The sequence below is a fragment of the Micromonospora sp. L31 genome, from assembly GCF_052068075.1.
Taxonomy (GTDB): Bacteria; Actinomycetota; Actinomycetes; order Mycobacteriales; family Micromonosporaceae; genus Micromonospora; species Micromonospora purpureochromogenes.
The window spans coordinates 106,138-129,836 of sequence record NZ_JBQHDC010000012.1; the positions used below are offsets into that span (position 1 = coordinate 106,138).

20 protein-coding genes are annotated in these 23,699 nt (G+C 73.3%); 12 read left to right on the top strand and 8 right to left on the bottom strand.

Annotated elements, in window-relative coordinates; translation table 11 throughout:
- The 3 genes from ACTMS9_RS26420 to ACTMS9_RS26430 all read left to right on the top strand — a co-directional run bounded on the left by ACTMS9_RS26420 (nt 1) and on the right by ACTMS9_RS26430 (nt 4,798).
- Nucleotides 1-246: a MoaD/ThiS family protein gene (locus ACTMS9_RS26420; protein WP_441143768.1), complete on the top strand. Its 246-nt coding sequence runs from the start codon at nt 1-3 to the stop codon at nt 244-246.
- A 12-nt stretch (nt 247-258) separates the two neighbouring features.
- A complete protein-coding gene (locus tag ACTMS9_RS26425) occupies nt 259-1,506 on the top strand; it encodes a metallophosphoesterase (protein ID WP_441166264.1) in 1,248 nt (415 codons plus the stop codon).
- Between the two features lie 94 nt (nt 1,507-1,600).
- A complete protein-coding gene (locus tag ACTMS9_RS26430; protein WP_441166265.1) occupies nt 1,601-4,798 on the top strand; it encodes a UvrD-helicase domain-containing protein in 3,198 nt (1,065 codons plus the stop codon).
- Between the two features lie 33 nt (nt 4,799-4,831).
- Here ACTMS9_RS26430 and ACTMS9_RS26435 read toward each other — a convergent pair whose 3' ends face one another.
- Together ACTMS9_RS26435 and ACTMS9_RS26440 are read right to left on the bottom strand one after the other, a co-directional pair.
- A complete protein-coding gene (locus ACTMS9_RS26435; RefSeq protein ID WP_441143762.1) occupies nt 4,832-5,461 on the bottom strand; it encodes a prepilin peptidase in 630 nt (209 codons plus the stop codon).
- Nucleotides 5,462-5,472: 11 nt separating this feature from the next.
- Nucleotides 5,473-6,456, bottom strand: coding sequence for an EamA family transporter (locus tag ACTMS9_RS26440; RefSeq protein ID WP_441166266.1), 984 nt, complete (start codon nt 6,454-6,456; stop codon nt 5,473-5,475).
- A gap of 84 nt (nt 6,457-6,540) precedes the next feature.
- Here ACTMS9_RS26440 and ACTMS9_RS26445 point away from each other — a divergent pair, with 84 nt between their 5' ends.
- The 3 genes from ACTMS9_RS26445 (at nt 6,541) to ACTMS9_RS26455 (ending at nt 9,246) form a co-directional block, all read left to right on the top strand.
- Nucleotides 6,541-7,227, top strand: coding sequence for an LppU/SCO3897 family protein (locus tag ACTMS9_RS26445; protein ID WP_441166267.1), 687 nt, complete (start codon nt 6,541-6,543; stop codon nt 7,225-7,227).
- 235 nt (nt 7,228-7,462) lie between these two features.
- A complete protein-coding gene (locus ACTMS9_RS26450; RefSeq protein ID WP_441166280.1) occupies nt 7,463-7,873 on the top strand; it encodes an LppU/SCO3897 family protein in 411 nt (136 codons plus the stop codon).
- Nucleotides 7,874-8,004: 131 nt separating this feature from the next.
- The gene (locus tag ACTMS9_RS26455; protein ID WP_154941106.1) at nt 8,005-9,246 is read left to right on the top strand and encodes an ATP-binding protein; all 1,242 of its coding nucleotides are present in this window, start codon (nt 8,005-8,007) and stop codon (nt 9,244-9,246) included.
- Nucleotides 9,247-9,320: 74 nt separating this feature from the next.
- Here ACTMS9_RS26455 and ACTMS9_RS26460 read toward each other — a convergent pair whose 3' ends face one another.
- A complete protein-coding gene (locus tag ACTMS9_RS26460; protein ID WP_441143754.1) occupies nt 9,321-9,866 on the bottom strand; it encodes a GNAT family N-acetyltransferase in 546 nt (181 codons plus the stop codon).
- Nucleotides 9,867-10,001: 135 nt separating this feature from the next.
- Here ACTMS9_RS26460 and ACTMS9_RS26465 point away from each other — a divergent pair, with 135 nt between their 5' ends.
- Nucleotides 10,002-10,547, top strand: a complete 546-nt coding sequence (locus tag ACTMS9_RS26465; RefSeq protein WP_280839098.1) for a DoxX family protein — start codon at nt 10,002-10,004, stop codon at nt 10,545-10,547.
- Nucleotides 10,548-10,751: 204 nt separating this feature from the next.
- A complete protein-coding gene (locus ACTMS9_RS26470) occupies nt 10,752-12,194 on the top strand; it encodes a glycosyltransferase 87 family protein (RefSeq protein ID WP_441143751.1) in 1,443 nt (480 codons plus the stop codon).
- Nucleotides 12,195-12,228: 34 nt separating this feature from the next.
- On the opposite strand, the gene ACTMS9_RS26475 is transcribed toward ACTMS9_RS26470, so the two are convergent.
- The 5 genes from ACTMS9_RS26475 to ACTMS9_RS26495 form a co-directional block, all read right to left on the bottom strand.
- Nucleotides 12,229-12,660, bottom strand: a complete 432-nt coding sequence (locus ACTMS9_RS26475; protein ID WP_088964329.1) for a molybdenum cofactor biosynthesis protein MoaE — start codon at nt 12,658-12,660, stop codon at nt 12,229-12,231.
- Entirely contained in the window at nt 12,657-13,916 is a 1,260-nt protein-coding gene (locus ACTMS9_RS26480; RefSeq protein ID WP_441143749.1) for a molybdopterin molybdotransferase MoeA, read from the bottom strand. The genes ACTMS9_RS26475 and ACTMS9_RS26480 overlap by 4 nt, the downstream gene beginning before the upstream one ends.
- Before the next feature lie 89 nt (nt 13,917-14,005).
- Nucleotides 14,006-14,476, bottom strand: coding sequence for a MogA/MoaB family molybdenum cofactor biosynthesis protein (locus tag ACTMS9_RS26485; protein ID WP_280839102.1), 471 nt, complete (start codon nt 14,474-14,476; stop codon nt 14,006-14,008).
- On the bottom strand, nt 14,473-14,964 hold the full coding sequence (gene moaC / locus ACTMS9_RS26490; protein WP_154941095.1) for a cyclic pyranopterin monophosphate synthase MoaC: 492 nt from the start codon (nt 14,962-14,964) through the stop codon (nt 14,473-14,475). The genes ACTMS9_RS26485 and moaC overlap by 4 nt, the downstream gene beginning before the upstream one ends.
- A gap of 239 nt (nt 14,965-15,203) precedes the next feature.
- Nucleotides 15,204-18,218, bottom strand: a complete 3,015-nt coding sequence (locus ACTMS9_RS26495) for a BTAD domain-containing putative transcriptional regulator (protein WP_441166268.1) — start codon at nt 18,216-18,218, stop codon at nt 15,204-15,206.
- Nucleotides 18,219-18,741: 523 nt separating this feature from the next.
- On the opposite strand from ACTMS9_RS26495, the gene ACTMS9_RS26500 reads away from it, so the two are divergent.
- From ACTMS9_RS26500 to ACTMS9_RS26515, 4 genes are read left to right on the top strand one after another with little or no spacing between them, the layout of a single operon-like run.
- Nucleotides 18,742-21,261, top strand: a complete 2,520-nt coding sequence (locus tag ACTMS9_RS26500; RefSeq protein ID WP_441143744.1) for a putative bifunctional diguanylate cyclase/phosphodiesterase — start codon at nt 18,742-18,744, stop codon at nt 21,259-21,261.
- Complete coding sequence (locus tag ACTMS9_RS26505; RefSeq protein WP_441166269.1) at nt 21,258-22,553, top strand: glycosyltransferase 87 family protein; 1,296 nt, start codon at nt 21,258-21,260, stop codon at nt 22,551-22,553. The genes ACTMS9_RS26500 and ACTMS9_RS26505 overlap by 4 nt, the downstream gene beginning before the upstream one ends.
- A gap of 9 nt (nt 22,554-22,562) precedes the next feature.
- The gene (locus ACTMS9_RS26510) at nt 22,563-23,198 is read left to right on the top strand and encodes a phosphoribosyltransferase (RefSeq protein ID WP_154941091.1); all 636 of its coding nucleotides are present in this window, start codon (nt 22,563-22,565) and stop codon (nt 23,196-23,198) included.
- Between the two features lie 29 nt (nt 23,199-23,227).
- Nucleotides 23,228-23,635, top strand: a complete 408-nt coding sequence (locus ACTMS9_RS26515; protein ID WP_441143740.1) for a zf-TFIIB domain-containing protein — start codon at nt 23,228-23,230, stop codon at nt 23,633-23,635.
- Nucleotides 23,636-23,699: the final 64 nt, after the last annotated feature.

Here is a 23,699-nt window from a genome sequence, read left to right on the forward strand (position 1 = left end):
GTGGATCTCACCGTCCGCTACTTCGCCGGGGCCCGGGCCGCCGCCGGCCGCACCGAGGAGAGCGCATCCGCCGGCCGTTCGCTGGACGAACTGGTCGGTGAACTCGCCGAGCGGCACGGGCCAGGGCTGGCCGCCGTGCTGGAGGTGGCGAGTTTCCTGGTCGACGGGGTGCGCTGTCATGATCGTGGGACGCCGTTGCCGGCCGGGGTCACGATCGACGTGCTGCCCCCCTTCGCGGGCGGCTGAGAAAGGGCTGGCATGTTGGCGACTCTGGCGTTCCTGGCCACCCTGGCCCTGATCATCGGCCTGATCCACTTCTACCTGTGGAAGCGGCTGGTCAAGGACACCACCCGTCCCGGACGGGGGCGGCGGATCGGCGCGGTGGCCGCGCTGCTGCTGGCGCTGCTCGTACCGGCGACGATGGCCGGCACCCGGGCGGTCGGGGCGTTCTGGCTGGCCTGGCCGGGCTACCTCTGGCTGGCGGTGATGTTCTACCTGCTGGTCCTGCTGCTGGTGCTGGAAGTGCCGATGGCGGTCGCCCGACTGGTGCTGCGCCGCCGGTCGGCGGTCGCCGAGTCGACCGCCGCCGCGCCCGAGCCGGTGCTGGTCGGCGCGGCCGGCACCGCCGACCCGCCGGCCGTCGACGCCGTGGACCAGCCCGACCACGACGCCTCGCGCCGGCTGCTGCTGGCCCGGGGCGCGGCGATCTTCGCCGGGCTCACCGCGGCCGGCGTCACCGGCTACGGCGTCCGGGTGGCGACGGGCCCGCCCGAGCTGGACCGGGTCCGGATCCCGCTGGCGAAGCTGCCGCGCAGCATGGACGGGCTGCGGATCGCCACCGTCTCCGACATCCACCTCGGCCCGCTGCGCGGGCGGGAGCACACCGAACGGATCGTCGCCGCGATCAACCGCCTCGACGCCGACCTCGTCGCGGTCGTCGGCGACCTGGTCGACGGCTCGGTCGCCGAGCTGGGCGAGGCCGCGGCGCCGCTGCGCGGCCTGCGGTCCCGCTACGGCAACTTCTTCGTCACCGGCAACCACGAGTACTACTCCGGGGTGGAGGAGTGGGTCCAGGAGGTGGACCGGCTCGGCCTGCGGGTGTTGCAGAACCAGCGGCAGGAGATCCGCGCCCGGGGTGGCGTGCTGGACGTGGCCGGCGTCAACGACGTGACCGCCGCCGGCACCGGCCTGGCCGCGCCCGCCGACTTCGCGGCCGCGCTCGGCGACCGCGACCCGAGCCGCCCGGTCGTGCTGCTGGCCCACCAGCCGGTCGCCGCGCACGAGGCGGCGAAGTTCGGCGTCGACCTCCAGCTCTCCGGACACACCCACGGCGGCCAGATCGTGCCGTTCAACCTGGCCGTCAAGCTCCAGCAGCCGGTCGTCTCCGGGCTCGGCGAGGTGGACGGCACGAAGGTGTACGTCACCAACGGCGCCGGTTTCTGGGGCCCGCCGGTGCGGGTCGGCGCCCCGCCGCAGATCACCCTGGTGGAGCTGCGCGCCCCATAGCGCGACCGGGCGGCGGAGTCCAGCACCGGATTGCTCAGGTCACCCGTACGCGTGGCGGCGGGCGGGTGATGGACCGGCCGTGACAGGATGCGGCGTGCCTCCGTTCAGCGCCGCACCCCCCGGTGGCGTCCCGCCGTTCGTCGCGGACCTGCACATCCACTCGAAGTACTCGCGCGCGTGCAGCCGCGATCTCACCCTGCCCAACCTCGGCTGGTGGGCCCGGCGCAAGGGCATCGGCGTGCTCGGCACCGGGGACTTCACCCACCCCGCCTGGTACGACCACCTGCGCGAGACGCTGCACCCGGCCGAGCCCGGGCTCTACCGGCTCGCCCCGGAGGCGGAGCGGGACATCGCCCGCCGGCTGCCGCCCCGGCTGGCCAGCGAGGCGGAGACCGACCCGGTCCGGTTCATGCTCAGCGTGGAGATCTCCACGATCTACAAGCGGGACGACCGGACCCGCAAGGTCCACCACCTGATCTATCTGCCCGACCTGGACGCGGTGGCGCGGTTCAACACGGCCCTGGGCCGGATCGGCAACCTCGGCTCAGACGGCCGGCCGATCCTCGGCCTGGATTCCCGGGACCTGCTGGAGATCACCCTGGAGGCCAGCGGCGACGGCTACCTGGTCCCGGCGCACATCTGGACGCCCTGGTTCTCCGCGCTCGGCTCGAAGTCCGGCTTCGACGCGATCGCCGACTGCTACGCCGACCTGGCCGAGCACGTCTTCGCGGTGGAGACCGGCCTCTCGTCCGACCCGGAGATGAACTGGCGGGTCGGCAGCCTGGACGGCTACCAGCTCGTCTCGAACTCCGACGCGCACTCCCCGCCGGCGCTGGCCCGGGAGGCGACGGTCTTCTCCGCCGACCGCGACTACTTCGCTATCCGCGAGGCGCTGCGCACCGGCGACGGGCTGGCCGGGACGATCGAGTTCTTCCCAGAGGAGGGGAAGTACCACGCGGACGGGCACCGGCTCTGCGGCGTCAACTGGTCGCCCGGGCGGACCCGGCAGGCCGGCGGGCGCTGCCCGGAGTGCGGCAAGCCGTTGACCGTCGGCGTGCTGAGCCGGGTCGAGGAGCTGGCCGACCGGCCGGCGGGGCACCGCCCCGCGCACGCCCGCGAGGTCACCCACCTGGTGCCGCTGGCCGAGATCCTCGGCGAGATCAACAAGGTGGGTGCGCGGAGCAAGAAGGTCGAGGGGAAACTCCACGAGCTGGTCGCCGCGCTCGGCCCGGAGCTGGAGATCCTCACCCGTACCCCGCTGGACGAGATCGGGCGGGTCGGCGGCGAGTTGCTGGCCGAGGGGATCGGCCGGCTGCGCCGCGGCGACGTCCGCCGGGTGCCCGGCTACGACGGCGAGTACGGCGTGATCACCCTCTTCGACCCCGCCGAGCTGGGCGCGAAGGCGACGGGAGCGCAGGCGGAGACGCTCTTCGACGTACCCGTGCCGGCGCAGCGACGGCCCGCGGAGCCGGCGGCGGGGGCGAAGGCCCGCCGCCCGGCGGCGCCGAAGGCCGAGCCGAAGCGGAAGGCCGCGCCGCCGCCTCCCCCGCCGATCGCGCCGGCGCCCTCGCCGCACGAGCCGTTCGAGCCGATGCTCGCCGGCATGGAGGAGGTCGGCACCGGCCTGCTCGACCGGTTGGACGCGATGCAGCGGGTGGCCGCGTCCGCGCCGGGTGGCCCGCTGCTGATCGTGGCCGGCCCCGGTACCGGCAAGACCCGGACGCTCACCCACCGGATCGCGTACCTCTGCGCGGAGCTGAACGTCTTCCCCGAGCAGTGCCTGGCGATCACCTTCACCCGGCGGGCCGCCGAGGAGCTGCGGCACCGCCTCGACGGGCTGCTCGGCCCGGTTGCCGAGGACGTCACCGTCGGCACGTTCCACTCGCTCGGGCTGGCCATCCTGCGGGAGAACGCGGCCGCCGCCGGGCTGCCGGCGGACTTCCGGATCGCCGACGACGCCGACCGGGCGGCCGCCCGCGCCGAGGCCGGCGACGACCCGGACCGCTACACCGCGCTGCTGCGCAAGCAGGACCTGGTCGACCTGGACGAGCTGCTGACCCTGCCGGTCGCGCTGCTGAAGGCCGACAAGAAGCTGGTGCGCGACTACCGCGAACGCTGGCGGTGGATCTTCGTCGACGAGTACCAGGACGTCGACGCGGTCCAGTACGAGCTGCTGCGCCTGCTCAGCCCCGCCGACGGCAACCTCTGCGCGATCGGCGACCCGGACCAGGCGATCTACTCGTTCCGGGGCGCGGACGTGGGCTACTTCCTGCGCTTCTCGCAGGACTTCACCGACGCCCGGCTGGTCCGGCTGAACCGCAACTACCGCTCGTCTGCACCGATCCTGGCCGCCGCCGTGCAGGCCATCGCGCCGTCGTCGCTGGTGCGGGGCCGCCGGCTCGACCCGGCGCGACTCGACCCGGAGGCCCCGCTGGTCGGCCGCTACCCGGCGGCCTCCGTCGCCGACGAGGCCGATTTCCTGGTACGCACCATCGACGAGCTGGTCGGCGGCCTGTCCCACCGGTCGCTGGACTCGGGTCGGATCGACGGCCGGTCGACCACGCTCTCCTTCTCGGACATCGCGGTGCTCTACCGCACCGACGCGCAGGCCGCCCCGATCGTCGACGCCCTCGCCCGGGCGAACATCCCGGTGCAGAAGCGCTCGCACGACCGGCTGCGGGACCGGCCCGGGGTGACCGCCATCGCCCGGGAGCTGCGGCACGCCGACGGGCTGGACGGTTCGTTGCCGGCCCGCGTCCGGCTGGCGGGCCAGGTGCTGGCGGAGCGCTTCGCCGTGCCGACGCTGGACGGCGCCGCCGCCGCGGTGCGCCCCGAGGACGTCCGTACGGCGGTCGACCTGCTCACCCCGCTGGCCCGCCGCTGCGGCGACGACCTCGGGCTGTTCCTGTCCCAGCTCGCCACCGGCGCGGAGGTGGACGCGCTCGACCCGCGCGCCGAGGCGGTCACCCTGCTCACCCTGCACGCCGCCAAGGGGCTGGAGTTCCCGGTGGTCTTCCTGGTCGGGGCCGAGGACGGGCTGCTGCCGCTGCGCTGGCCCGGCACCGAGCCGGACGACGACGCGGTCGCCGAGGAGCGGCGGCTCTTCTTCGTCGGCCTGACCCGCGCCCAGGACCGGCTCTACGTCAGCCACGCCGCCCGCCGGGTCCGGCACGGGTCGGAGCGGGAGTGCCGGCCGTCGCCGTTCCTCGACGTGATCGACGCCGGGCTCTTCGAGCGCTTCGGCGAGACCGAGCCCCGCCGACCGAAGGACCGCCAGCTCCGCCTGATCTGACTGCCCGCCGGGCCGGCGAGCAGGGCGGCCGGGTCAGGCGAGGAGCACGGCCAGCCAGGCCCCGGCGAGCAGCGCCGGGCCGAACGGCAGGGCGGTGTCCCGGCGCACCCGGCGGGCGGCCAGCAGGGCCAGCACCAGCACGCCGTTCAGCAGGTGCGGCAGGAGCAGCCCGTAGCCCAGGGTCGGCCAGCCCAGCCAGCCCAGCGGCAGGCCGAGGGCGGCGGCGAGCTTGACGTCGCCGAAGCCGAGCCGGGCACCGGGCAGCAGCGCCAGCAGGACGTACCCGGAGAAGGAGAGTGCGGCCCCGGCGAGGGCGACCGCCAGGCGGCCCGGCGTGCCGGCGGCGAGCGCGGCCACCCCGAGGCCGGCGCCGCCGCCGAGGGCGGCCGCGCCGACCAGCGGATCGGGCAGCCGCAGGCAGGCCAGGTCGACCACCGCCAGCACCACACCGAAGGCCGCCACCAACAGGTACGCCGGCAGCGCCGGGTCCGGCCCGAGCGCGGCGGCCAGCCCGGCGAACACCAGCGCACCGACGACCGCCCAGCCGACCGTCCACCGGCCGGTGGCGGACCGGTCCGTGGTGAACCAGCCGGCGAACGTCGGCGCCGCCGCACCGACGAGGCCGCCGCAGAGCGCGGCGACGGTCAGCAGCCCGACGGACACGGGCCGGGACGTTACCGGTGCGCCGGTTCCGCGGCTGCCCCGTCGGCGGGCTCCGCCGCCGGCCGCCGGGGTCGCTCCGTGCTCACCACCAGCGCCACGCCGGCCACGATCACCGCGCCGCCCAGCAGCACCTGCGCGGTGATCGGCTCGGCGACCAGCAGCGCGCCGAGCCCGACCGCGACGGCCGGGTTGACGTAGGCGTACGTGGCGACCAGTGAGATGGGCGCGTGGTGCAGCAGCCAGACGTACGCGGTGAAGGCCACCAGCGAGCCGGCCACCATCAGGTACGCCAGCGCCGCCCAGGACCGGCCCGTCACCTCGCTCGGCGAGAAGTCATGCAGCTCGCCCCGGGCCAGGGCGACCACGGCGAGCGCCGCCGCGCCGGCGAACATCTCGTACACGGTGGCGACGAACGGGTCGCCGGGCATGGCCAGCCGACCGGACAGGAACGAGCCGACCGACCAGGAGGTGGCCGCGGCGACCACGGTGAGCGCGCCGGCCAGCGGCACCGCGCCCGTGCCGCCGGTGGGCAGCACCAGCAGCACCAGGCCGAGGAAGCCGAGCGTCACTCCGGCGAAGGTCCAGCCGCGCGGTCGGTCGCCGGTGGCGGTGCGCAGCAGCACCACCAGCAGCGGGACGGTGGCCACCAGCAGCGCGGCGATGCCCGACGGCACGGCCACCCCGGGCGGACCCGCCTCGGCGAGCACCACCAGGCCGTTGCCGCCGGCCAGCAGCAGCACCCCGACCAGGGCGGCGGAGGCGAGCTGACGCCGGTCGACCCGCAACGCCCCCGGGCCGCGTCGCACCCGCAGGACGACGGCGAGCACCAGCCCGGCGGTGGCGAACCGGAGGGCGGCCGAGGCGAGCGGCGGCATGGACTCCACGGCGATCCGGATGCCGAGGTAGGTGGAGCCCCACAGGACGTAGACCAGCAGCAGCGCCGTCCAGATCAGGCCGGGCCGGGTGGGTGTCGCAATCGCGGGAGGTGAGCTCATCGGTGGGCCACGCTACGGTGACCACGGCGTCGGTGTCCCGCACGGGTGTCCGGCCTCTCAGCAGCGAGTACGCAGGAGGCGTGCATGGCGAACTATGGGCCACCGGGTGGCGGCGCCCCGGAGCCTTGGGGCGGGCGACGCCCGGACGACGCGTACGGCGCCGCACCGGATCCGCACGGCCCGCCCGCGTGGGGCGAGCCGCACGCCCAGCAGCCGTACCCGCAGCCCGGGTGGGCGGCCACCGAGGTCCACCCGTCCACCGGGCCGTACCGGTCGGCCGGCCCCAGCGCGTACCTCGGCGATCCGACGCCGCCGCAGCCGAAGCGGGGTCGGGGTCCGCTGATCGCGGTGCTGGCCGTGCTGGCGGTGCTCGTCCTCGCCGGTGCCGCCACGCTGTGGTACCTGGCCGGCCGGGACGACGAACCGGCGTCGAACGCCGCGCCCACCGCCTCCACGGCGCCGAGCGCGGCGCTGCCCGGCCCGGGCGAACCGGCGCCGACCACCCCCGCGCCGGCCTCGTCCGCCGATCCGCGCTTCGTGAAGGCGGGGCAGTGCGTGCGCAACGAGGGTCCGGCGGGCGGCAAGCCCAAGCTGCTGATCAGCGACTGCGCCCCGAAGACGTACGAGGTGCTGCGGCGTTTCGACGGCGAGACCAGCGGTGAGAAGGACGCCGAGGCCAAGTGCGCCAACGTCACCGGCTACACCAACTGGTACTTCTTCGACAGCGAACTGGACACCCTCGACTTCGTCCTCTGCCTGAAGCAGCGCTGATCCCACCCCTGGGGAAGACATGGCATCCTTCGGACCACCCGGTCAGCCGGACGACCCGTACCAGCGACCCACCTCCGGCCCTGTCGGACCGCCACCCCCCGCCCCGGGCGGCGGGTACCCCCCGCCGGGGCCGTTCCCGCCGGCCGGGCCCGTCCCGCAGTTCCACGCGCCACCACCCGCGGGGTACGCGCTGCCGCCGGCGCCCCCGCCCCGGCGCAACGGCGGCCGGATCGCCCTGGTCATCGGGCTGGTCGCGGTCCTGCTGCTCTGCCCCTGCCTCGGGCTGACCGGCTTCGCGGTGTGGCGGGCGACCAGCGCCGACGAGCCGTCGCCGACGGTGGTCACCTCGGCGGAACCGTCGGCGGCGGCGCCGGAGGAGCCGGGCACCGACCCGAGCACCGCCGAGTCCGCGGAGGGGATCGACGTGGCGGTGGGCGACTGCGTGGTCAACGACGGCACGGACGAGGAGGCCGAGCTGCGCGAGGTGCCCTGCGGCCCGGACACGTTCGAGGTGCTGCTGCGAATCCCGGCGACCACGGACGGGCAGCGGTGCCGAACCCTCTCGCCGAGGTCGACGGTCAACTACGTGCACGACAACCCGGTCGACCTCTTCGACTACGTGCTCTGCCTGCGGAAACACTCCTAGTAGGTCAATCTTGCCCTGTCTAGCGTCCATGCTAGACAGGGCAAGATTGCTGTCGAGGCGCGCAGACACGCCGGTAGCGCCGTCTATGCATCTCTAGTCCCCCGGCTAGACGGCCCGATACTCTGCGATGCGTGGATCCGGTCCGCAACCCGTACGCCCCCGGCGCCGGCCAGCGTCCGCCCGAGCTCGCCGGCCGGGGCCGGGAGCTGGACGTCTTCGACGTGGTCCTGGAACGCATCGCCCGGGGCCGCCCCGAGCGCAGCCTGATGCTCACCGGGCTGCGCGGCGTCGGCAAGACGGTGCTGCTGAACACCCTCCGCTCGCAGGCGATCAACCATCTCTGGGGCACCGGCAAGATCGAGGCCCGGCCGGACCAGTCACTGCGCCGGCCGGTGGCCGCCGCGCTGCACATGGCCGTCCGTGAGCTGGCCCCCCGGCACCGGGCCCCGGACCGGATCGACGCCTTCCTCGGCGTGCTCAAGGCGTTCGCCCAGCGCTCCGCACCCGCCGGGCGCGGTGCCGCCGCCCCCAAGCTGCGCGACCGCTGGCAGCCCGGCATCGACGTGCCGGCGAGCAGCGGCCGGGCCGACTCCGGCGACATCGAGATCGACCTGGTCGAGCTGCTCAGCGACGCGGCCGGGGTGGCCGCCGACGTGGGCACCGGGATCGCCGTCTTCATCGACGAGATGCAGGACCTCGGCCCGGAGGACGTCTCCGCGCTCTGCGCCGCCTGCCACGAGCTGTCCCAGCTCGGCGCCCCGCTGATCGTGGTGGGCGCCGGCCTGCCGCACCTGCCGGCCGTGCTCAGCGCGGCCAAGTCCTACTCCGAACGGCTGTTCCGCTACCAGCGGATCGACCGGCTCGACCGGATCGCCGCCGACCAGGCGCTCTGCGCGCCGGCCGAGCGGGAGGAGGTCGAGTACGAGCAGAAGGCCCTCGACCTGCTCTACGAGAAGTCCGGCGGCTATCCCTACTTCGTCCAGGCGTACGGAAAGGCGACCTGGGACCACGCGCCCCGCTCGCCGATCACCGCGGCGGACGTGCGGGTGGCCGCCCCCGAGGCGGAGGCCGAACTGGCGGTCGGCTTCTTCGGCTCCCGGTTCGAGCGGGCCACCCCGGCCGAGCGCGAGTACATGCGCGCGATGGCGACGCTGTCCCTGGTGGAAGGGGAGGCCGACGGCGGCGGCCGGGACGACATGGACGCGGCCGTGCCGACCGCGGAGATCGCCCGGGCGCTCGGGCGCAAGCCGGCGAGCCTCTCCCCGGCCCGGGACGCGCTGATCAAGAAGGGCCTGATCTACTCCGGCGAGCGGGGCACGGTCGCCTTCACCGTCCCGCACTTCGGCCGCTACCTGCGCACCCAACCCGCCTGACCACCGCCGGCCGGGCCGGCTTCTGCGGCGGCACCCGGCGCACCACCGGTCACGTCGACGGGCGCCGGTGGCGGTCAGACGCGGGACCAGGGGGCCGGGAACACCACCTCACCGCGCGGCGGTGGTCCCTCGCCGCTGGTGCTCGGCGGCAGCGCCAGCGCCTGCCACGGCTCCCCCAGACCGGACCACGGGCTGGTCAGTCCCATTCGGTCCGCCCGGACGAACCCGAAGCGCCGGTAGTACGCGGGGTCGCCGAGCACCACCACCAGGCGCTCACCCAGCTCGGTCGCGGCGTCCAGCCCGGCCTGCACCGCCGCCGTGCCGTGCCCGACCCGCTGCCGGTGCGGGGCCACCGCGACCGGCCCGAGCGCCAACGCCGGAGCGCGGACGTCGTCGGACTGTACGAAGACCCGGCTGAGCAGGGCGTAGCCGACCACCTCGCCGCCGTACTCGGCCACCATCGCCAGCTCCGGGATCCACGCGTCGCTGTCGCGCAACTCGTCGACGAGCGCCACCTCGCCGGGGACCGCCGCGTCCGGGCGGGCGAAGGCGGCGGCCAGCACCATGCGGACCGGGGCGATGTCCGCCGGGTCCTCGGGGCGCAGCCGCAGGGTCGTCACCCGCGCGACGTTACCGGTCGGAGCACGTCCATCAGCAACGGTCGCTCGAATCGGCGTGGCGTCACGTCCATGTCGGAAGGTCCCGGATCGGCCGTTGCCGGGGTAGCGGACGCCCCGACGGGGTATGACTGATCCATGAAACCCGTGCGCTCCCTCGCCCGCGTCATGTTGAGCGGAATCTTCGTGATCAGCGGGGTCCGCAACTTCCAGCACCCCGAGCGCCTCGTGCCGGCCGCCCAGCCGCTCACCGACCGGGTCGCTCCGTTGATCTCCAACGTCGCGCCGCAGCTTCCCACCGACACCACCACACTGGTCCGCGCCAATTCGGCGGTTCAGCTCGCCGCCGGCCTGATGCTGGCCACCGGGAGGTTCACCCGGCCGGCCGCGCTCGTGCTCGCCGGCACGCTGGTGCCGGTCACCATCGCCGGACATCCCTTCTGGAAGAACGACGACCCGGCGACGCGCAACAACAACCAGGTCCACTTCCTGAAGAACCTCGGGCTCTTCGGCGGCCTGCTGCTCGCCGCCGCCGACACCGAGGGAAAGCCGGGTCTGCGCTGGCGGGCCGGTCATCGCATCGGTCACTCTCGACGTTCCGTGACCCGCGCGGTGCGTACCGCCCGTCGGGAAGCGCGGATCGCCGCCCTCTCCGCGTCCACGGCCCGGCGACTTCCGGGCTGACCTGCGTCAATACGGCCATCACCCCCCGCAAGGCCGCGAATTACCTGAACCACCCCACTGCCGTTAACGCGGTGGAAATGTCAAAAACATGTGTGGGATCGGACACGGTCGCATAACGCGGGAGGCATCAACGTGAGGCGCCGTTCTAGGCTCCGTACCGGACCTGGACGGGTAGGACGACCTTGGTACGGGGGTGGCCACGCCATGCCGGCGATCGTCGGTAGACGGCTGGACCGCCTCGCCCCAGTCCGTCGCGCAACGCGTGGGATCGATCGTAGGACAGTCGTACGGACCGGCATCGTGGCCGCCGTCGCCTATGCCGCATGGCTCGCCATCGGTGCATTCGGGCGGCCGTACAACTTCTTCGACATGAAGATCTACCACGGCGCGGTGGTGTGGTGGGCGAGCGGTCACGAGCTGTACGAGTTCATCGCGCCGACCACCACCCTCGGTTTCACCTACCCGCCCTTCGCCGGCCTGATGATGCTGCCGATGGCGCGCCTGCCGGTCGAGGCGGCGGGCTGGATCAACGCGGCGGGCAGCATCGCCGCCCTCGCTCTCGTGCTGGCCGCGCTGCTGCGCCCGATCGTGGACCGGCTCGGCTGGCCGCTCTGGTTCACCGTGGGCATCGCGACGTCGATGTCCGTCGCCATCGAACCGGTCCGGGAGACCCTCGGGTACGGCCAGGTCAACGTGCTGCTCTTCGGGCTGATCATGGCCGACCTGATCGGGCTGCGCTGGCGGTCCCGGCGGGGCACCCACGGCCGCCCGGCCGACGGCCCGTTCGTGCGCTTCCTCTACAGCGGGGCGTGGGCCGGAATGGGCATCGGCCTGGCCACCGCCGTCAAGCTGACCCCAGCGCTCTTCATCGTCTACCTGCTGATCACCCGGCAGTGGCGGACGGCGGCCACCGCCGTCGGCACCACCATCGGCGTGACGCTGGGGACGTTCGCGCTGGTCGGTACGGAGTCACGGGCCTACTTCGGCGGCGTGCTCTGGCAGACCGAGCGGGTCGGCGCGGCCGACATGACCCCCAACCAGTCGCTGGCCGGCCTGCTCGCCCGGCTCTACGACTCGATCGAGACGCCCGGCCTGCTCTGGCTGTCGTTCTCGGTGCTGATCCTGGCCGTGGGGCTCTCCCGCGCCGCCACCGCCCGGGCCGACGGCGACGAGTTGACCGCGTTCACCCTGGTCGGGCTGACCGCCAACGTGATCAGCCCGATCTCTTGGACGCACCACCTGGTCTGGGTCATCCCGGCAATCGTCGTGCTCGCCGACGCCGCCGTACGCCGTCGCGAGGCGAGCCGGGGCCTGGCGGCGCGCGCCGGCCAGGCGTCGTCGTACGGGGGGCCGCCCGGGGTTAACGGGCTGCGCCCGCCGATCTGGTACCCGACGCTGACCGGCCTGCGGCACGCCGTCGCGGCGGCGGGGCTCTACCTGCTCTTCCTCGTCTCGCCCATCTGGCCGTACGAGCACCAGCTTCCCGAGGTGTCGCACTACCAGGACGGGCTCTTCGGCGCGCTGATGGAGAACTCCCTCGCGCTGGCGCTGATCGTGCTGGTCGCCGCGCTGCCCTGGCGCCCCGGCGCCGAGCCGGCCTTCTACACCGACCGCCTGGCCCGCACCGCCACCACCGCCCGCCGCTGACCGCCACCGGCCCGGATCATGAGGGCCGGAGCGGTCAGGGGCAGTTGACCCATTCCTCGGTGCCGTCGGTGAAGACCTGGCGTTTCCAGATCGGCAGGCGCGCCTTGACCTCGTCGACCAGACGGGCGCAGGCCTCGAAGGCCGCAGCGCGGTGCGCGGTGCTGACCGCGGCGACCAGTGCCACGTCGCCGATCTCCAGCCGGCCGACCCGGTGCGACACCGCGACCGCGTACACCTCGGGTTCGGCGGCGATCTCGGCGGCGACCTCGCGCAGCACGTCGGCGGCGCTCGGGTGGCCCTCGTACTCCAGCAGGGTGACCCGACGGCCGTGGTCGTGGTCGCGGACCACGCCCTGGAAGGAGACCACCGCGCCGGCCCGCCGGTCGGCGACCGCGGCCTCGTGCGCGGCGAGGTCGAGCGGCTGGTCGGTGACCGCGAGGACGGCCACCGTCGGGTCGGCGGTCACCACGAGCGCTCCCCGGGCAGCAGCGGCAGCGGTACGACCGGCACCCGCGCCCCGGCCTCGCCGGTGGTGCCCGGACGGATCACCGCGAACCCGTCGGCGCCGGCCAGCCCGCGCAGCATCGCCGAGCCGACGTGGCGCACCGGGTGGGCGGTGCCGGCGGCCCGGTCCAGGCGGACCAGGGCCAGATGCGTGTAGTCGCCCCGACCGGGCACCGGCTCGGCGAGCGTGGCGTGCGGCAGCACCGGCATCGGTCGGCCGGTCAGCCCGGCGAGCAGCGGCGCGACCAGCGAGACCAGGGCGACGATCGCGGACTGCGGGTTGCCCGGCAGCCCGGCGACGAAGCGGACCCGTCCGTCGGCGCCGGCGAGCCGGGCCAGCAGCATCGGGAAGCCCGGCCGGACCGCCACGGTGTTGACCACGTAGTCCGCGCCGAGCGCCTCCAGGGTGGGATGCAGGTGGTCGACCGGACCGTGCATCGTCCCGCCGGTGGTGCAGACCAGGTCGGCGTTGGCCAGCGCGGACCGCAGCGCCGCCACGTGGGCGGGGAGGGTGTCCGCCACCGGGCCGACCACGTCGGAGGAGCGCACCTGGCAGCCGTACCGGCGCAGCCAGGCCGGCACGGCCGGGCCGAGCGCGTCGCGTACCCGGCCGGCGCCGGGCGGGCCGGCGGTCAGCAGCTCGTCGCCGAAGACCAGCAGCGCGGCCCGGGGCTGCCGGCGCACCGCCAGCTGATCGTGGCCGCAGGAGGCGGCCAGGCCGATCAGCGCCGGGTCGACCGGGGTGCCGGCGGGGAGCAGTTCCTCACCCGCGTACGCCTCCTCGCCCGGCTCCCGCCACTCCGGGTGGGGCCGGGGCGTGCCGGTCACCCGTCCGTCGGCGGTACGGCTCGACTCCTCGATCCGGAGCACGGCGGTGGCGCCCTCGGGGACCATCGCGCCGGTGGCGATCTCGACGGTGGTGCCGTCGGCGGTCAGCGGGGGCGGGGTGTTGCCCGCCAGCACCCGTCCGACGACGTCCCAGGGGCCCTCGCCACGCACCGCCCAGCCGTCGACGCTGGAGGTCGGGAAGGCGGGCAGGTCGGTCCGCGTGGTCAGCGGCTCGGCGAGGGTGTGCCCGTCGGTGTCGGCCAGCGGCCGCCGGACCGCGGGGAGCGCGGCGGCGAGGCCGACCGCGTACACCCGGGAGCGAGCCTCCTCCCAACCGGCCGGCGGCGGTGCCGCGACCTGTGCCGCGGCGGCGGCGGTTTCCGTGCTCACCGGGGGCCTCCGTTCACCGACTGCGGTGCGCGCGTCACGTCCGCGCGCTCACCGGGCGAGCCTATCGCCGTGGACTCCGGACCGGGGCGTCAGTGGTCGCCGCCGCGCAGCTGCTCGACGGCGTGGACGAGGATCGGGCCGAGCACGGCGAGGCCGTCCCGCGCGCCGCCGGTCGACCCGGGCAGGTTGACCACGAGCATCCGGCCCGCCACCCCGGCCAGCCCTCTCGACAGCGCGGAGGTGGGGACCCGGTCGCGGCTGTGCGCCCGGATCGCCTCGGCGATGCCGGGGATCTCGTAGTCGAGCAGCGCGCGGGTCACGTCGGGCGTCCGGTCGGTGGGGGTGATCCCGGTGCCCCCGCTGGTCAGCACCACGTCGATCCCGTCGGCCAGGGCGCTGCGCAACGCCTCGCCCACCGGCTCGCCGTCGGGAACCACCACCGGCTCGTCGACGGCGCAGCCCAGCTCACGCAGGCCCGCGACGAGCAGGGGGCCGCTGGTGTCGGCGTAGACGCCGGCGGCGGCCCGGTTGGAGGCGACCACCACCCGGGCCCGGATCACGGCCGATCCTCCGGGCGGACCCACTCGCCGGTCTTGCCGCCCTCCTTGCGGAGCACCCGCACCGCGTCGACGGAGGCGGCCGGGTCGACCGCCTTGACCATGTCGACCAGGGCCAGCCCGGCCACCGCCACGGCGGTCAGCGCCTCCATCTCCACGCCCGTCCGGTCCGCGGTCCGCGCGGTGGCGGTGATCTCGACGGTGTCCCCGGTGAGCCGCAGGTCGACCGTCACGCCGTGCAGCGCGATCGGATGGCAGAGCGGGATCAGGTCGGGGGTGCGCTTGGCGCCCATGATGCCGGCGAGCCGACCGACCGCCAGCGCGTCGCCCTTGGGCAGGCCGTCGCGGCGGAGCAGGTCGACCACCTCGGCGGTGGTGCGCAACCGGCCGGCGGCCACGGCGAGCCGGCCGCTGACCGGCTTGGCGGAGACGTCGACCATGCGGGCCGCGCCCGCCGGGTCGACGTGGGTGAGCTGCGCGGGATCGGTCACGACCGCAGCCTATCCGCCGGGTACGACCGGAACGCACCACGAGTTCGGGAGGAGCACAGCCGGGTGCCCTGGCCGTACTCCTCCCTCACCTACCCGTCCGTCACCGTCGCTGGGAAAACCGTGACGCACGGGGGCATCGTCGGTCTGGTCCTGACACGGCCAGCACCTCCCCCGTTCACCGACGTGCGGGACGTTATCGAGGGCGGCGACAAGAAACCGATAAGCAGTGACAGGGCAACTCAAGCAATGCTCGCACTGCCCTTGGGATCCAGAAGGCGGCGCACCTCAAATCGCTCAGGCACGCCCATCCGGTCAAAGATCATCAACGCCCGCTGCCGGTACCGCCGAGCCTCAGCAGGTTTCGTCGACTCGAGATGGTCGGCCAGGCCAGCGAGCGCCCGCCCCTGCTCGTACGGATGCCGTATGGCGGTCGCGAGTGCCAGCGCTTGCCGCCGCGTCTCGGTCGCCTCCTTCACCCGCCCGAGTTCGGCAAGCGTGCACGCCATTTCATTGAGTGCCTCGGCCTCCACCTGACGCTCGCCCGAACCGCGTGCCGTCTCCAGGGCGGCGGCGTGGTGGCTCAGCGCCTCGTCCATCCTGCCGAGGTGCCGGTACGTGCCAGCCAGATCGTTCAACGTCTCGGCACGGCCATACCCGTTGCCGGTGCGCTCCCGCAGCGCCAAAGACGCCCGCAGCAGCCGCTCAGCCTGCCGGTCCTGTCCCAGCCGATACCGCACCCCGCCCAGGTGACCGAGGGCGTTGGAGATGTGGAAGTAGTTTTGTCGATGTCGTGCGATCTGCAGATTGAGCCGGTGAACCGCCATAGCGTCGTCGTACCTGCCCAGTGAGCGTAGGATCAGACCCACGTTGGGCAGGAAGAACATGCTGTCCATCGTGCTGTCCCGCAGGAGCGCAAGGTGGATGTCGAGCGCGGCAGTGAGGTGTCCCATCAGCCAGAAGACCACACCGAGGTTGACCCGGGCCTGGTTGGTGCCGTCTCTGTCGCCCAGGCTCACCCGGATCGCCACGACCTTCTCCAAGTGACCGCGTGCCTCCCGGTAGGAACCCGTGCGGACGCAGGCCGAAGCCAGGTAGTTGTGCATGAGGGCAACCGCCGCGCGGTCACCCAGCCGTCGAGCCGCTGCCAGTCCCGCGCCATGAGTGGCGGCAATGTCATCGAAGTAACCACGCAGGTAGAAGAACCGCCATCCGGATCGGGCCAACCGCCATGACAGGTGGTCGAGCCCCTGCTGTCCGGCCAGGCGCACCAGCGCCTCGATGTTGTGACGCTGCGACTCGATCCATTCAAGATCGCCCGGTCGGCGTACCGACAGTAGGTCCGGCCGTGACGGATCGGAGAGGCGGAGCTGACCGCGCAGTCTGCCGGATTCCAGTGGCTCGACCACCCGTGCGACCGAGTGCACCATATGTTCCACCAGACCCTCGACCGCGTCCCGTCGCCTCGGCGTGGGATCGGTATGGAGAGCAAGCTGGACGGAGTACCGGCGCATGAGGTCGTGGAGTCGGTAACGACCGTTCCTGACCTCCTCCACCAGGTGACGGTCCACCAACTCGTCCAGCACGTCAGCCGCCTCTTGAAGCGGGAGATCTGTCAATGCGGCGGTCATCGCCACATCGAGGTGGTCCCCGGAGTGCAGGCCGATTGTCCGGAAAACCCTCTTTGCGCGCTCGTCCAGTGGTTCGTAAGACGCCGCGAAAGCGTCCACCACCGTGCTGTCCTCCGCCTTGAACTGCGGTAGGAGGTGGGGCTGTTCGGTGAGCCGACGCACCATGTCCTTCATGAGCCAGGACGGCCGGTGCGCCATCCGGGTGCCGGCCAGTCGAATGGCGAGCGGCAGGTGCCCGCAAAGTCGGGCGACTTCCGCCGCCCCGGCGGGATCCGCTTTGACGCGCTCAGCTCCCACCACCGCTGTCAGCAGCATGAGGGATTCCTGCTCCGACAGCACAGGCAGCGACACCGGTGGCCGGCCGCCCGAGGCCAGCAGCCTACGGCGGGTCGTGATCATGACGAGAACGTCCCCCCTGACCGGCAGCAGGGGTTCCACCTGCCGACTGTCAGCGGCGTTGTCGAGGATTACGACGACCCGCCGAGAGGCCAGTTGACGCCGCCAGAGCTCCACCCGCTCGGGGAGCTCCGCCGGTATCCGCCCGGCGGGCACCCCGAGCTGACGGAGCAGCGTCACCAGGGCCGCCGCCGGGGTGACGGGCGTATCGTCGGCATGCCCGCGCAGATCTGTGAAGAGCTGTCCGTTCGGGTAACGATTCGCGAGCCGGGCAGCCACGTGGACGGCGAGGGATGTCTTGCCGCTGCCCGCCATGCCGTCGATCACCTGGATCGATGGATCGGTCCCGTCGGGAGGCGGTACCTCCTTCAGGATCCGAACCACCATCTCGTCCCGACCGACGAAGTCCGGTACGGCGCGTGGTAGCCAGCTGACGGACGGACGATCCCCGGCGGGCACCGCGCCTGAACCATCCGACGCACTTACCGGCTCCCGTTTCCGCAGGTCCCGATGGAGTTCTTGCAGCTCCGGCCCCGGCTCGATGCCTAGGTGCTCCAGCAGGGCCTGCCGGGCGTTGAGGTAGGCCGACATGGCGCCGGTCACGTCGCCGGACTGCCGTAGCGCCCGTACCAGGAGAAGCTGAGCCTGTTCCCGGATCGGATGGATGCTCACCAGTTCACGCAACAGCGGGATGGCCCTCTCCGGTCGGGCCGAGGCGAGATGCAGTTCCGCCAGGAACTCAACGGCATCGAGGCGCTCCTCCTCGGCCTGTGTCCGTCGTGCGGCGAGCACCGGACCGAGCGGTAGTCCGGCGAATGGTTCGCCCCGCCACCGATCCAGCCCGCGGGTGAGACTTGCCACCGCCAGATCAGGGTCGCCACCTCGGGCGGCTTCCCGAGCGTGGTGGAACTCGGTCGACGCACGCATGAGGTCAATGCGCTCCGGGGCGACGCCCAACCTGTAGCCACCGCCCTCTCGGATAAGGAGATCGGTTCCGTTATCGGCGGCCCGGAACGCCCGACGGAGGCTGGCGGCGTAACTGCGTACGTTGGCGACGGCGGATGGGGGTGGACCGTCGGGCCACAACTCGTCGACCAGATCCTCTACAGTCACCAGTCGCCCGGTTCGCATGACCAGCAGGGCAAGTACGGTCCGCTGCTTGGGCGTGCCCAGGTTTACTCGGTCGCCCTTGATCAGCGCCTCAAGATTACCCAGGACTCGAATCTCCACCAGATCCTCGATGACTCCTCCCCACGTGCTCGAATGGTCACTCTACGAGAGAGTGGACCGGGTGGGACGATGCAAGTCCTGCACATCCCATTGCCTGCCCGGATGATCGGCATACCGTCCATGTCACCCTGCAGCAGCCAGGAGTTGGTCCGATCCGTCGATGGAATCGGAAGCGCGCAAGGTCAGACTGAAGGTGGTTCGCAAACGGCAGTGCTGCGCCAGCGACCGGCGAAGGCTCGGGTATTTGCCGCAAGACTACGTACGAGGCGTACGCGCTCCGCATTTAGCTCGTGGACACAACGTTACAAATCACTCCGACTTCGCTGATATCGCGCATACCGACATTCATCAGTGCAGGAGAGTGCCAACCGTCCCTTAAGCTCCCCCCATTGGTGCACGAGAACAACGGCGCTGGGGGTCATGATGACATCGCACGAATGGACCTGAGCAAAGTCCTGCAACCAGATCGAGAGCAGTAAGCTTGCGGAGCGCATAACCATCGGTTACTGAATGAGGTCGATGGGTGACTCCACAACGACGGAGTGATGGGACCGATCGGCGGCTGCTGCCGCTAGTCGGTCTCGTCGTCTTTTTGGCGGCCGTCTCCACCATCGTGTCGGCCGTTCGTCTCGCCAACGACGAACCCAGGGTCGGCCCCGTCACCTGGCTGGCCCTGATCTCGCTTGTCGCCGCCGGCTTCACCGTCAAGGTGCGTATCCGGATCAGAGCCAACAACCACGACATCGCGTGGACCGAGACGGCAATCGTCATCGGCCTCACCGTGGCCCCGACCTCGACCGTGGTCCTCGCCACGGGCTGCGCCCTCGTCCTGGTGACCACCCTCGCTCGAATCCCCGCCATCCGGGCCGCCTTCGGCGTCGGAAAGAACATGCTGGTGGCGACGGCGGCGGGCACGGTGCTGCACGCGAGCGGCTGGCAGGTGGGCGAAGAGAGCGTGCTGGCCACGATCCTGCCGCTGTCCGTCGCCTATCTGACCGCCGTACTGCTGGACGAGCTGGTCGCACTGCCGGTCATCGCGATCGCCTCCGGTGAACGGGTACGGGAACTGTTCCGGGAGGATTGGGAACTCCGGCTCGCCTTTGCGATGGGCCGACTGGTGGTGGTCCTCGGGACGTTCCTCATCCTGCGCGGCGACAGCCGCCTACTCATCGCCGTGCCACCCCTGATGCTCAGCCTCCACCTGCTGTACTCCAACCGGGTCAAGGCCCGCACCGAGCAGCAGGCCTGGCAGCGCCTCGCCCGCACCACGGACGCGCTGAACGTCGTCGACCTGGACACGGTCCTCACCACCGCCGTCACCCAGGCCGCCGAACTCTTCTCCGCGGACGAGGTCGAGATAGAGCTGCGCGACGGCGCCCGCGCGGTCCGGGGTACCAGAGGTGGCATCGGTTACGACGGGCCCGCCGGGAACCCGAGCAGCGTCCAGGGCTCCGCCGTCTCCGCACCGTTGGAGGGGCACGACGGCAGCGCCGACGTGGGGGTGCTGCGGCTGCGCTTCCGGGGACCGGTCCAGCTCTCCGAGCGGGAGCAGTACACGCTGCGCACCTTCGCCTCGGCGCTCTGCACCGCCGTCCGCAACGCCCAGGCGTACGCCGAACTGGCCCGGGTGGCCGCCGAACACGCGCACGCCGCCACCCACGACGCGCTGACCGGTCTGGCCAACCGGCGGCAACTGCTGGAGCGCGGCACCGAGCAGCTCAGCACCCGGCACGCCGAGGGGGTGACCGCGCTGGTGCTGATCGACCTCAACCACTTCAAGGAGGTCAACGACACCCTCGGCCACGCCGCCGGCGACCAGGTGCTGATGCAGGTCGCCGACCGGTTGCGGGCCGCCGCCCAGGCCGAGGACCTGGTGGCCCGCCTCGGCGGCGACGAGTTCGCCGTACTGCTGCGCGGACTGCCCGCCCCGGCGGTCGCCGCGCACCGGGCGGAGGCGCTGATCGGCGCCCTGCACCAGCCGTTGGACGTCGACGGCATGCGGATCAGCGTCGAGGCCAGCGGGGGCATCGCCGTGGCCCCGGCCAGCGGCGGCATGCCGGAGCTGCTGCGCCGCGCAGACGTGGCGATGTACCAGGCCAAGCGGGCCGGTCAGCGGGTCTCCACGTACGCGCCGACCCGCGACACCGCCGACCTCGGCCGGCTCACCCTCGGCGGCGAGCTGCCCCGGGCGGTGGCCGACCACGAGTTCACCGTCAACTTCCAGCCCATCGTGGACCTGGCCAGCGGTGAGGTCACCGGCGCGGAGGCGCTGGCCCGGTGGCACCACCCGACCCACGGCATGATCGACCCACTGCGCTTCCTGGAGGCGGTGGAACGCTCCGGCCTGCTCCCCGCGTTCGCCGAGGCGATCCTCGACCAGGCGCTGCTCGCCGCCGTGAGCTGGCGGGCGGCCGGCTTCGACCTGCCGGTCTCGGTCAACGTCTCCCCACGCAGCCTGCTCGACGCCCGCTTCCCCGGCGCGGTGCTGGCCCGGCTGCGCGCCCACGACCTCCCGCCCGACCGGCTGGTCCTGGAGCTGACCGAGACGCTGACACTGAGCCAGCTCGACGTGGTCGACCGGGTGCTCAGCCGGCTGCGCGACTCCGGCGTCCGGCTGGCGCTGGACGACTTCGGCACCGGCTACTCCTCGCTCTCCCTGCTCTCCCGCATCCCGGTGCACGAGCTGAAGATCGACCGCAGCTTCGTCACCGCGATGGAGGGCTCGGCGGAGGCCGCCGCGGTCATCCGCTCGACCCTCGACCTCGGCCGCAGCCTCGACCTCACCGTGGTCGCCGAGGGAGTGGAGAGCGAGCCGCAGCGCCGGGCGCTCTGGGAGCTGGGCTGCGCCGCCGGCCAGGGCCACCTCTTCGCCCGTCCGCTGCCGTCCGGCAGTCTCCTCGCCGCCCTGCAACGCGGCTCGGGCGGCCGGCCCGGCACCCTGGTCCCGCCGCTGCACGACACCGGCGCGGTCATCCGCCTCGCCCCCGGCCGCCGCCAGCCCGGCCGGAGCCGCCCGACGGGTCTGCCACACTTGCCGGCGTGACCGCCGCCTCCCGCACCTGGCGCGCCCTGGACTCCACCGCCGGCGGCCTCGCCCTCGACCTCGGCCTCTACACGGTCTCCGCCGCCTTCGCCGCGGTCACCGCCGCCACCTCCACCCTGTCACCGCACCGGGCCTGGGGGAGCGTCGCCGCCGTCGGCTACCTGCTCGCCGCGCTGCTGGTCGCCGGTCAGCTCCTGCTCCGAGGCCGCCGCCCCGAGCTGGCCGGGGTGCCGGCGCGCTCGGCGGTCACCGCGCTGACCTGGGCGACCACCGCCCTGCTGCCGCTGGTGATCCAGAGCATCCAGCGGGCGTCGGGGCGTACCGACCGGGCTCAGGAGGAGGTGGTGGTCGTCGAGCACGCCGGCATCCGGCTCGCCGAGCACGGCACCCCCTACCTGGGGCCCGACGCGATCGCCGCGCTCCCCGCCGACGAACGGCTGCTCGGCTACACGCCGTACCAGCCGGGGATGGCGCTGTTCGGGCTGCCCCGGGCCGGCGTGGACGCCTGGTGGACCGACTCCCGGGTGTGGTTCGCGCTGGTCACCGCGCTGGCGCTGGCCATCGCGGTGGTCGCGCTGCGCGCCGCCGGCCGCCCCTCGGCGGGCCGCCCCCACCCGGTGGCGGTGCTGCGCGGCGTACAGGCCGCGACCGTGCTGCCGATCTGCGCCCTCACCCTCGCCACCGGCGGCGACGACCTGCCCGTACTCGCGCTCTGCCTGCTGGCGCTGGCGTGCGCCGCCGCCGGCCGGCCCGGCGCGGCCGGCGTGGCGGTCGGGCTCGCCGGCGCGTTGAAGCTCTTCGCCTGGCCGGTCGCCCTGGTCCTGATCTTCTGGGGCGCCACCCGGCGGGCCGGGCTCCGGGTCGCCGTCGGCGCGCTCGGCCTGCCGGTGCTCGCCCTGGTGCCGGCGGTACTGGTCGACCGGGACGCGCTGGTGGAGAACGTGCTGCGGTTCCCGCTCGGCCACGGGCTGGTGACCAGCCCCGCCCAGTCCCCCTTCCCCGGGCACCTGATCGCGACCGGGCTGCCCGGCGGCCGGGTGATCGCCGCGACGCTGCTCGTCGCCGCCGGCGTGGCGATCGCCTTCCGACTGCTGCGCCGCCCACCCGGCACCGCCACCGCCACCGCGCTGATCTGCGGATACGGCCTGCTGGTGGCCATCCTGCTGATGCCCACCACCCGCTTCGGCTACCTGCTCTACCCGCTCGCCCTGCTCGTCTGGGCACCCGCGCTGGCCGGACAGCCGACCACCGTTTCGCCGGAGTCGCCGACACCGGCCCTCCCCAGGGCGTAGACCTGAGACATGAGCAGCACCTACCGCGATCGTGAGGATGCCGGCCGACAGCTCGCCGAACGGCTGACCGGCCTGGTCGGAGAACCCGACGTCATCGTGCTGGGGCTGGTCCGGGGCGGTGTGCCGGTGGCCCGGGTGATCGCCGACCGGCTCGGCGCGCCCCTGGACGTCCTGGTGGTCCGCAAGCTCGGCATGCCCTGGGCGCCCGAGGTCGCCTTCGGCGCACTCGGCCCCGGCGGGGTCCGGGTGCTCAACGACGTGGTCGCCGCCCGGCTCGGCCCCGACGACGTCGCCGACGTGCAGCGCCGGGAACAGGCCGAACTGGAACGCCGGGAGGCCCGGTACCGAGCCGGCCGGCCACCGCTGGACCTCACCGGCCGGACCGCCGTGATCGTCGACGACGGGCTGGCCACCGGCGCGACGGCCCGGGCCGCCGTCCAGGTCGCCCGCCATCTCGGCGCCCGCCGGGTCGTCGTCGCGGTGCCGGTCGGCTCCCAGGAGGCGTACGAGATGCTGGCCGCCGAGGCCGACCAGGTGATCTGCGCCCAGCGCCCGCCGGAGTTCGGCGCGGTCGGCGCCTACTACGAGGACTTCCACGAGGTCTCCGACGACGAGGTCAACGAGGCGCTGATCGCCACCGCCTGAACCTCGCGCCGACGGGGTACGGTCGAGCGATGCAGCTCACCTGTCCCAAGTGTCACGGAGACATGCGCCAGTACGAGCGCAGCGGAGTCGTCATCGACCAGTGCACCGAGTGCCGGGGGATCTTCCTCGACCGCGGTGAACTCGAGAAGCTGTTCGAGGCCGAGGCGAACTGGAACCAGCAGCACGCCGCCCCGGCACCCGGGCAGCCCGCGGGCCACGGCCCGGCTCAGCCCGGCCACGTCGCCGGCGGGTACGCCCCGCCTCCGCCGCCGCCCCCGCACCAGCCGGGCTACCCGGCCGCGCCGCCGCCGCACGCGCCGGCCTACCCGCCGCAGCCGGCGTACGGCCACAGCGGGCACCAGCAGCAGCACCACGGCTACCACGGGCACTACAAGCGCAAGAAGCACAAGAGCTTCCTCGACGAGATGTTCGGCTGACCGGCACCGGGGCCGGGGCACCCGCCCCGGCCCTTCCGCCCTGCCGATCCGGGTGGCCCGTGGC

Coding starts and splice junctions, on each gene's coding strand:
- ACTMS9_RS26465 (WP_280839098.1), top strand. CDS start 10,002: ATGAAACCCGTGCGCTCCCTCGCCCGCGTCATGTTGAGCGGAATCTTC.
- ACTMS9_RS26440 (WP_441166266.1), bottom strand. CDS start 6,456: ATGAGCTCACCTCCCGCGATTGCGACACCCACCCGGCCCGGCCTGATC.
- ACTMS9_RS26425 (WP_441166264.1), top strand. CDS start 259: ATGTTGGCGACTCTGGCGTTCCTGGCCACCCTGGCCCTGATCATCGGC.
- ACTMS9_RS26515 (WP_441143740.1), top strand. CDS start 23,228: ATGCAGCTCACCTGTCCCAAGTGTCACGGAGACATGCGCCAGTACGAG.
- ACTMS9_RS26470 (WP_441143751.1), top strand. CDS start 10,752: ATGCCGGCGATCGTCGGTAGACGGCTGGACCGCCTCGCCCCAGTCCGT.
- ACTMS9_RS26445 (WP_441166267.1), top strand. CDS start 6,541: ATGGCGAACTATGGGCCACCGGGTGGCGGCGCCCCGGAGCCTTGGGGC.
- ACTMS9_RS26510 (WP_154941091.1), top strand. CDS start 22,563: ATGAGCAGCACCTACCGCGATCGTGAGGATGCCGGCCGACAGCTCGCC.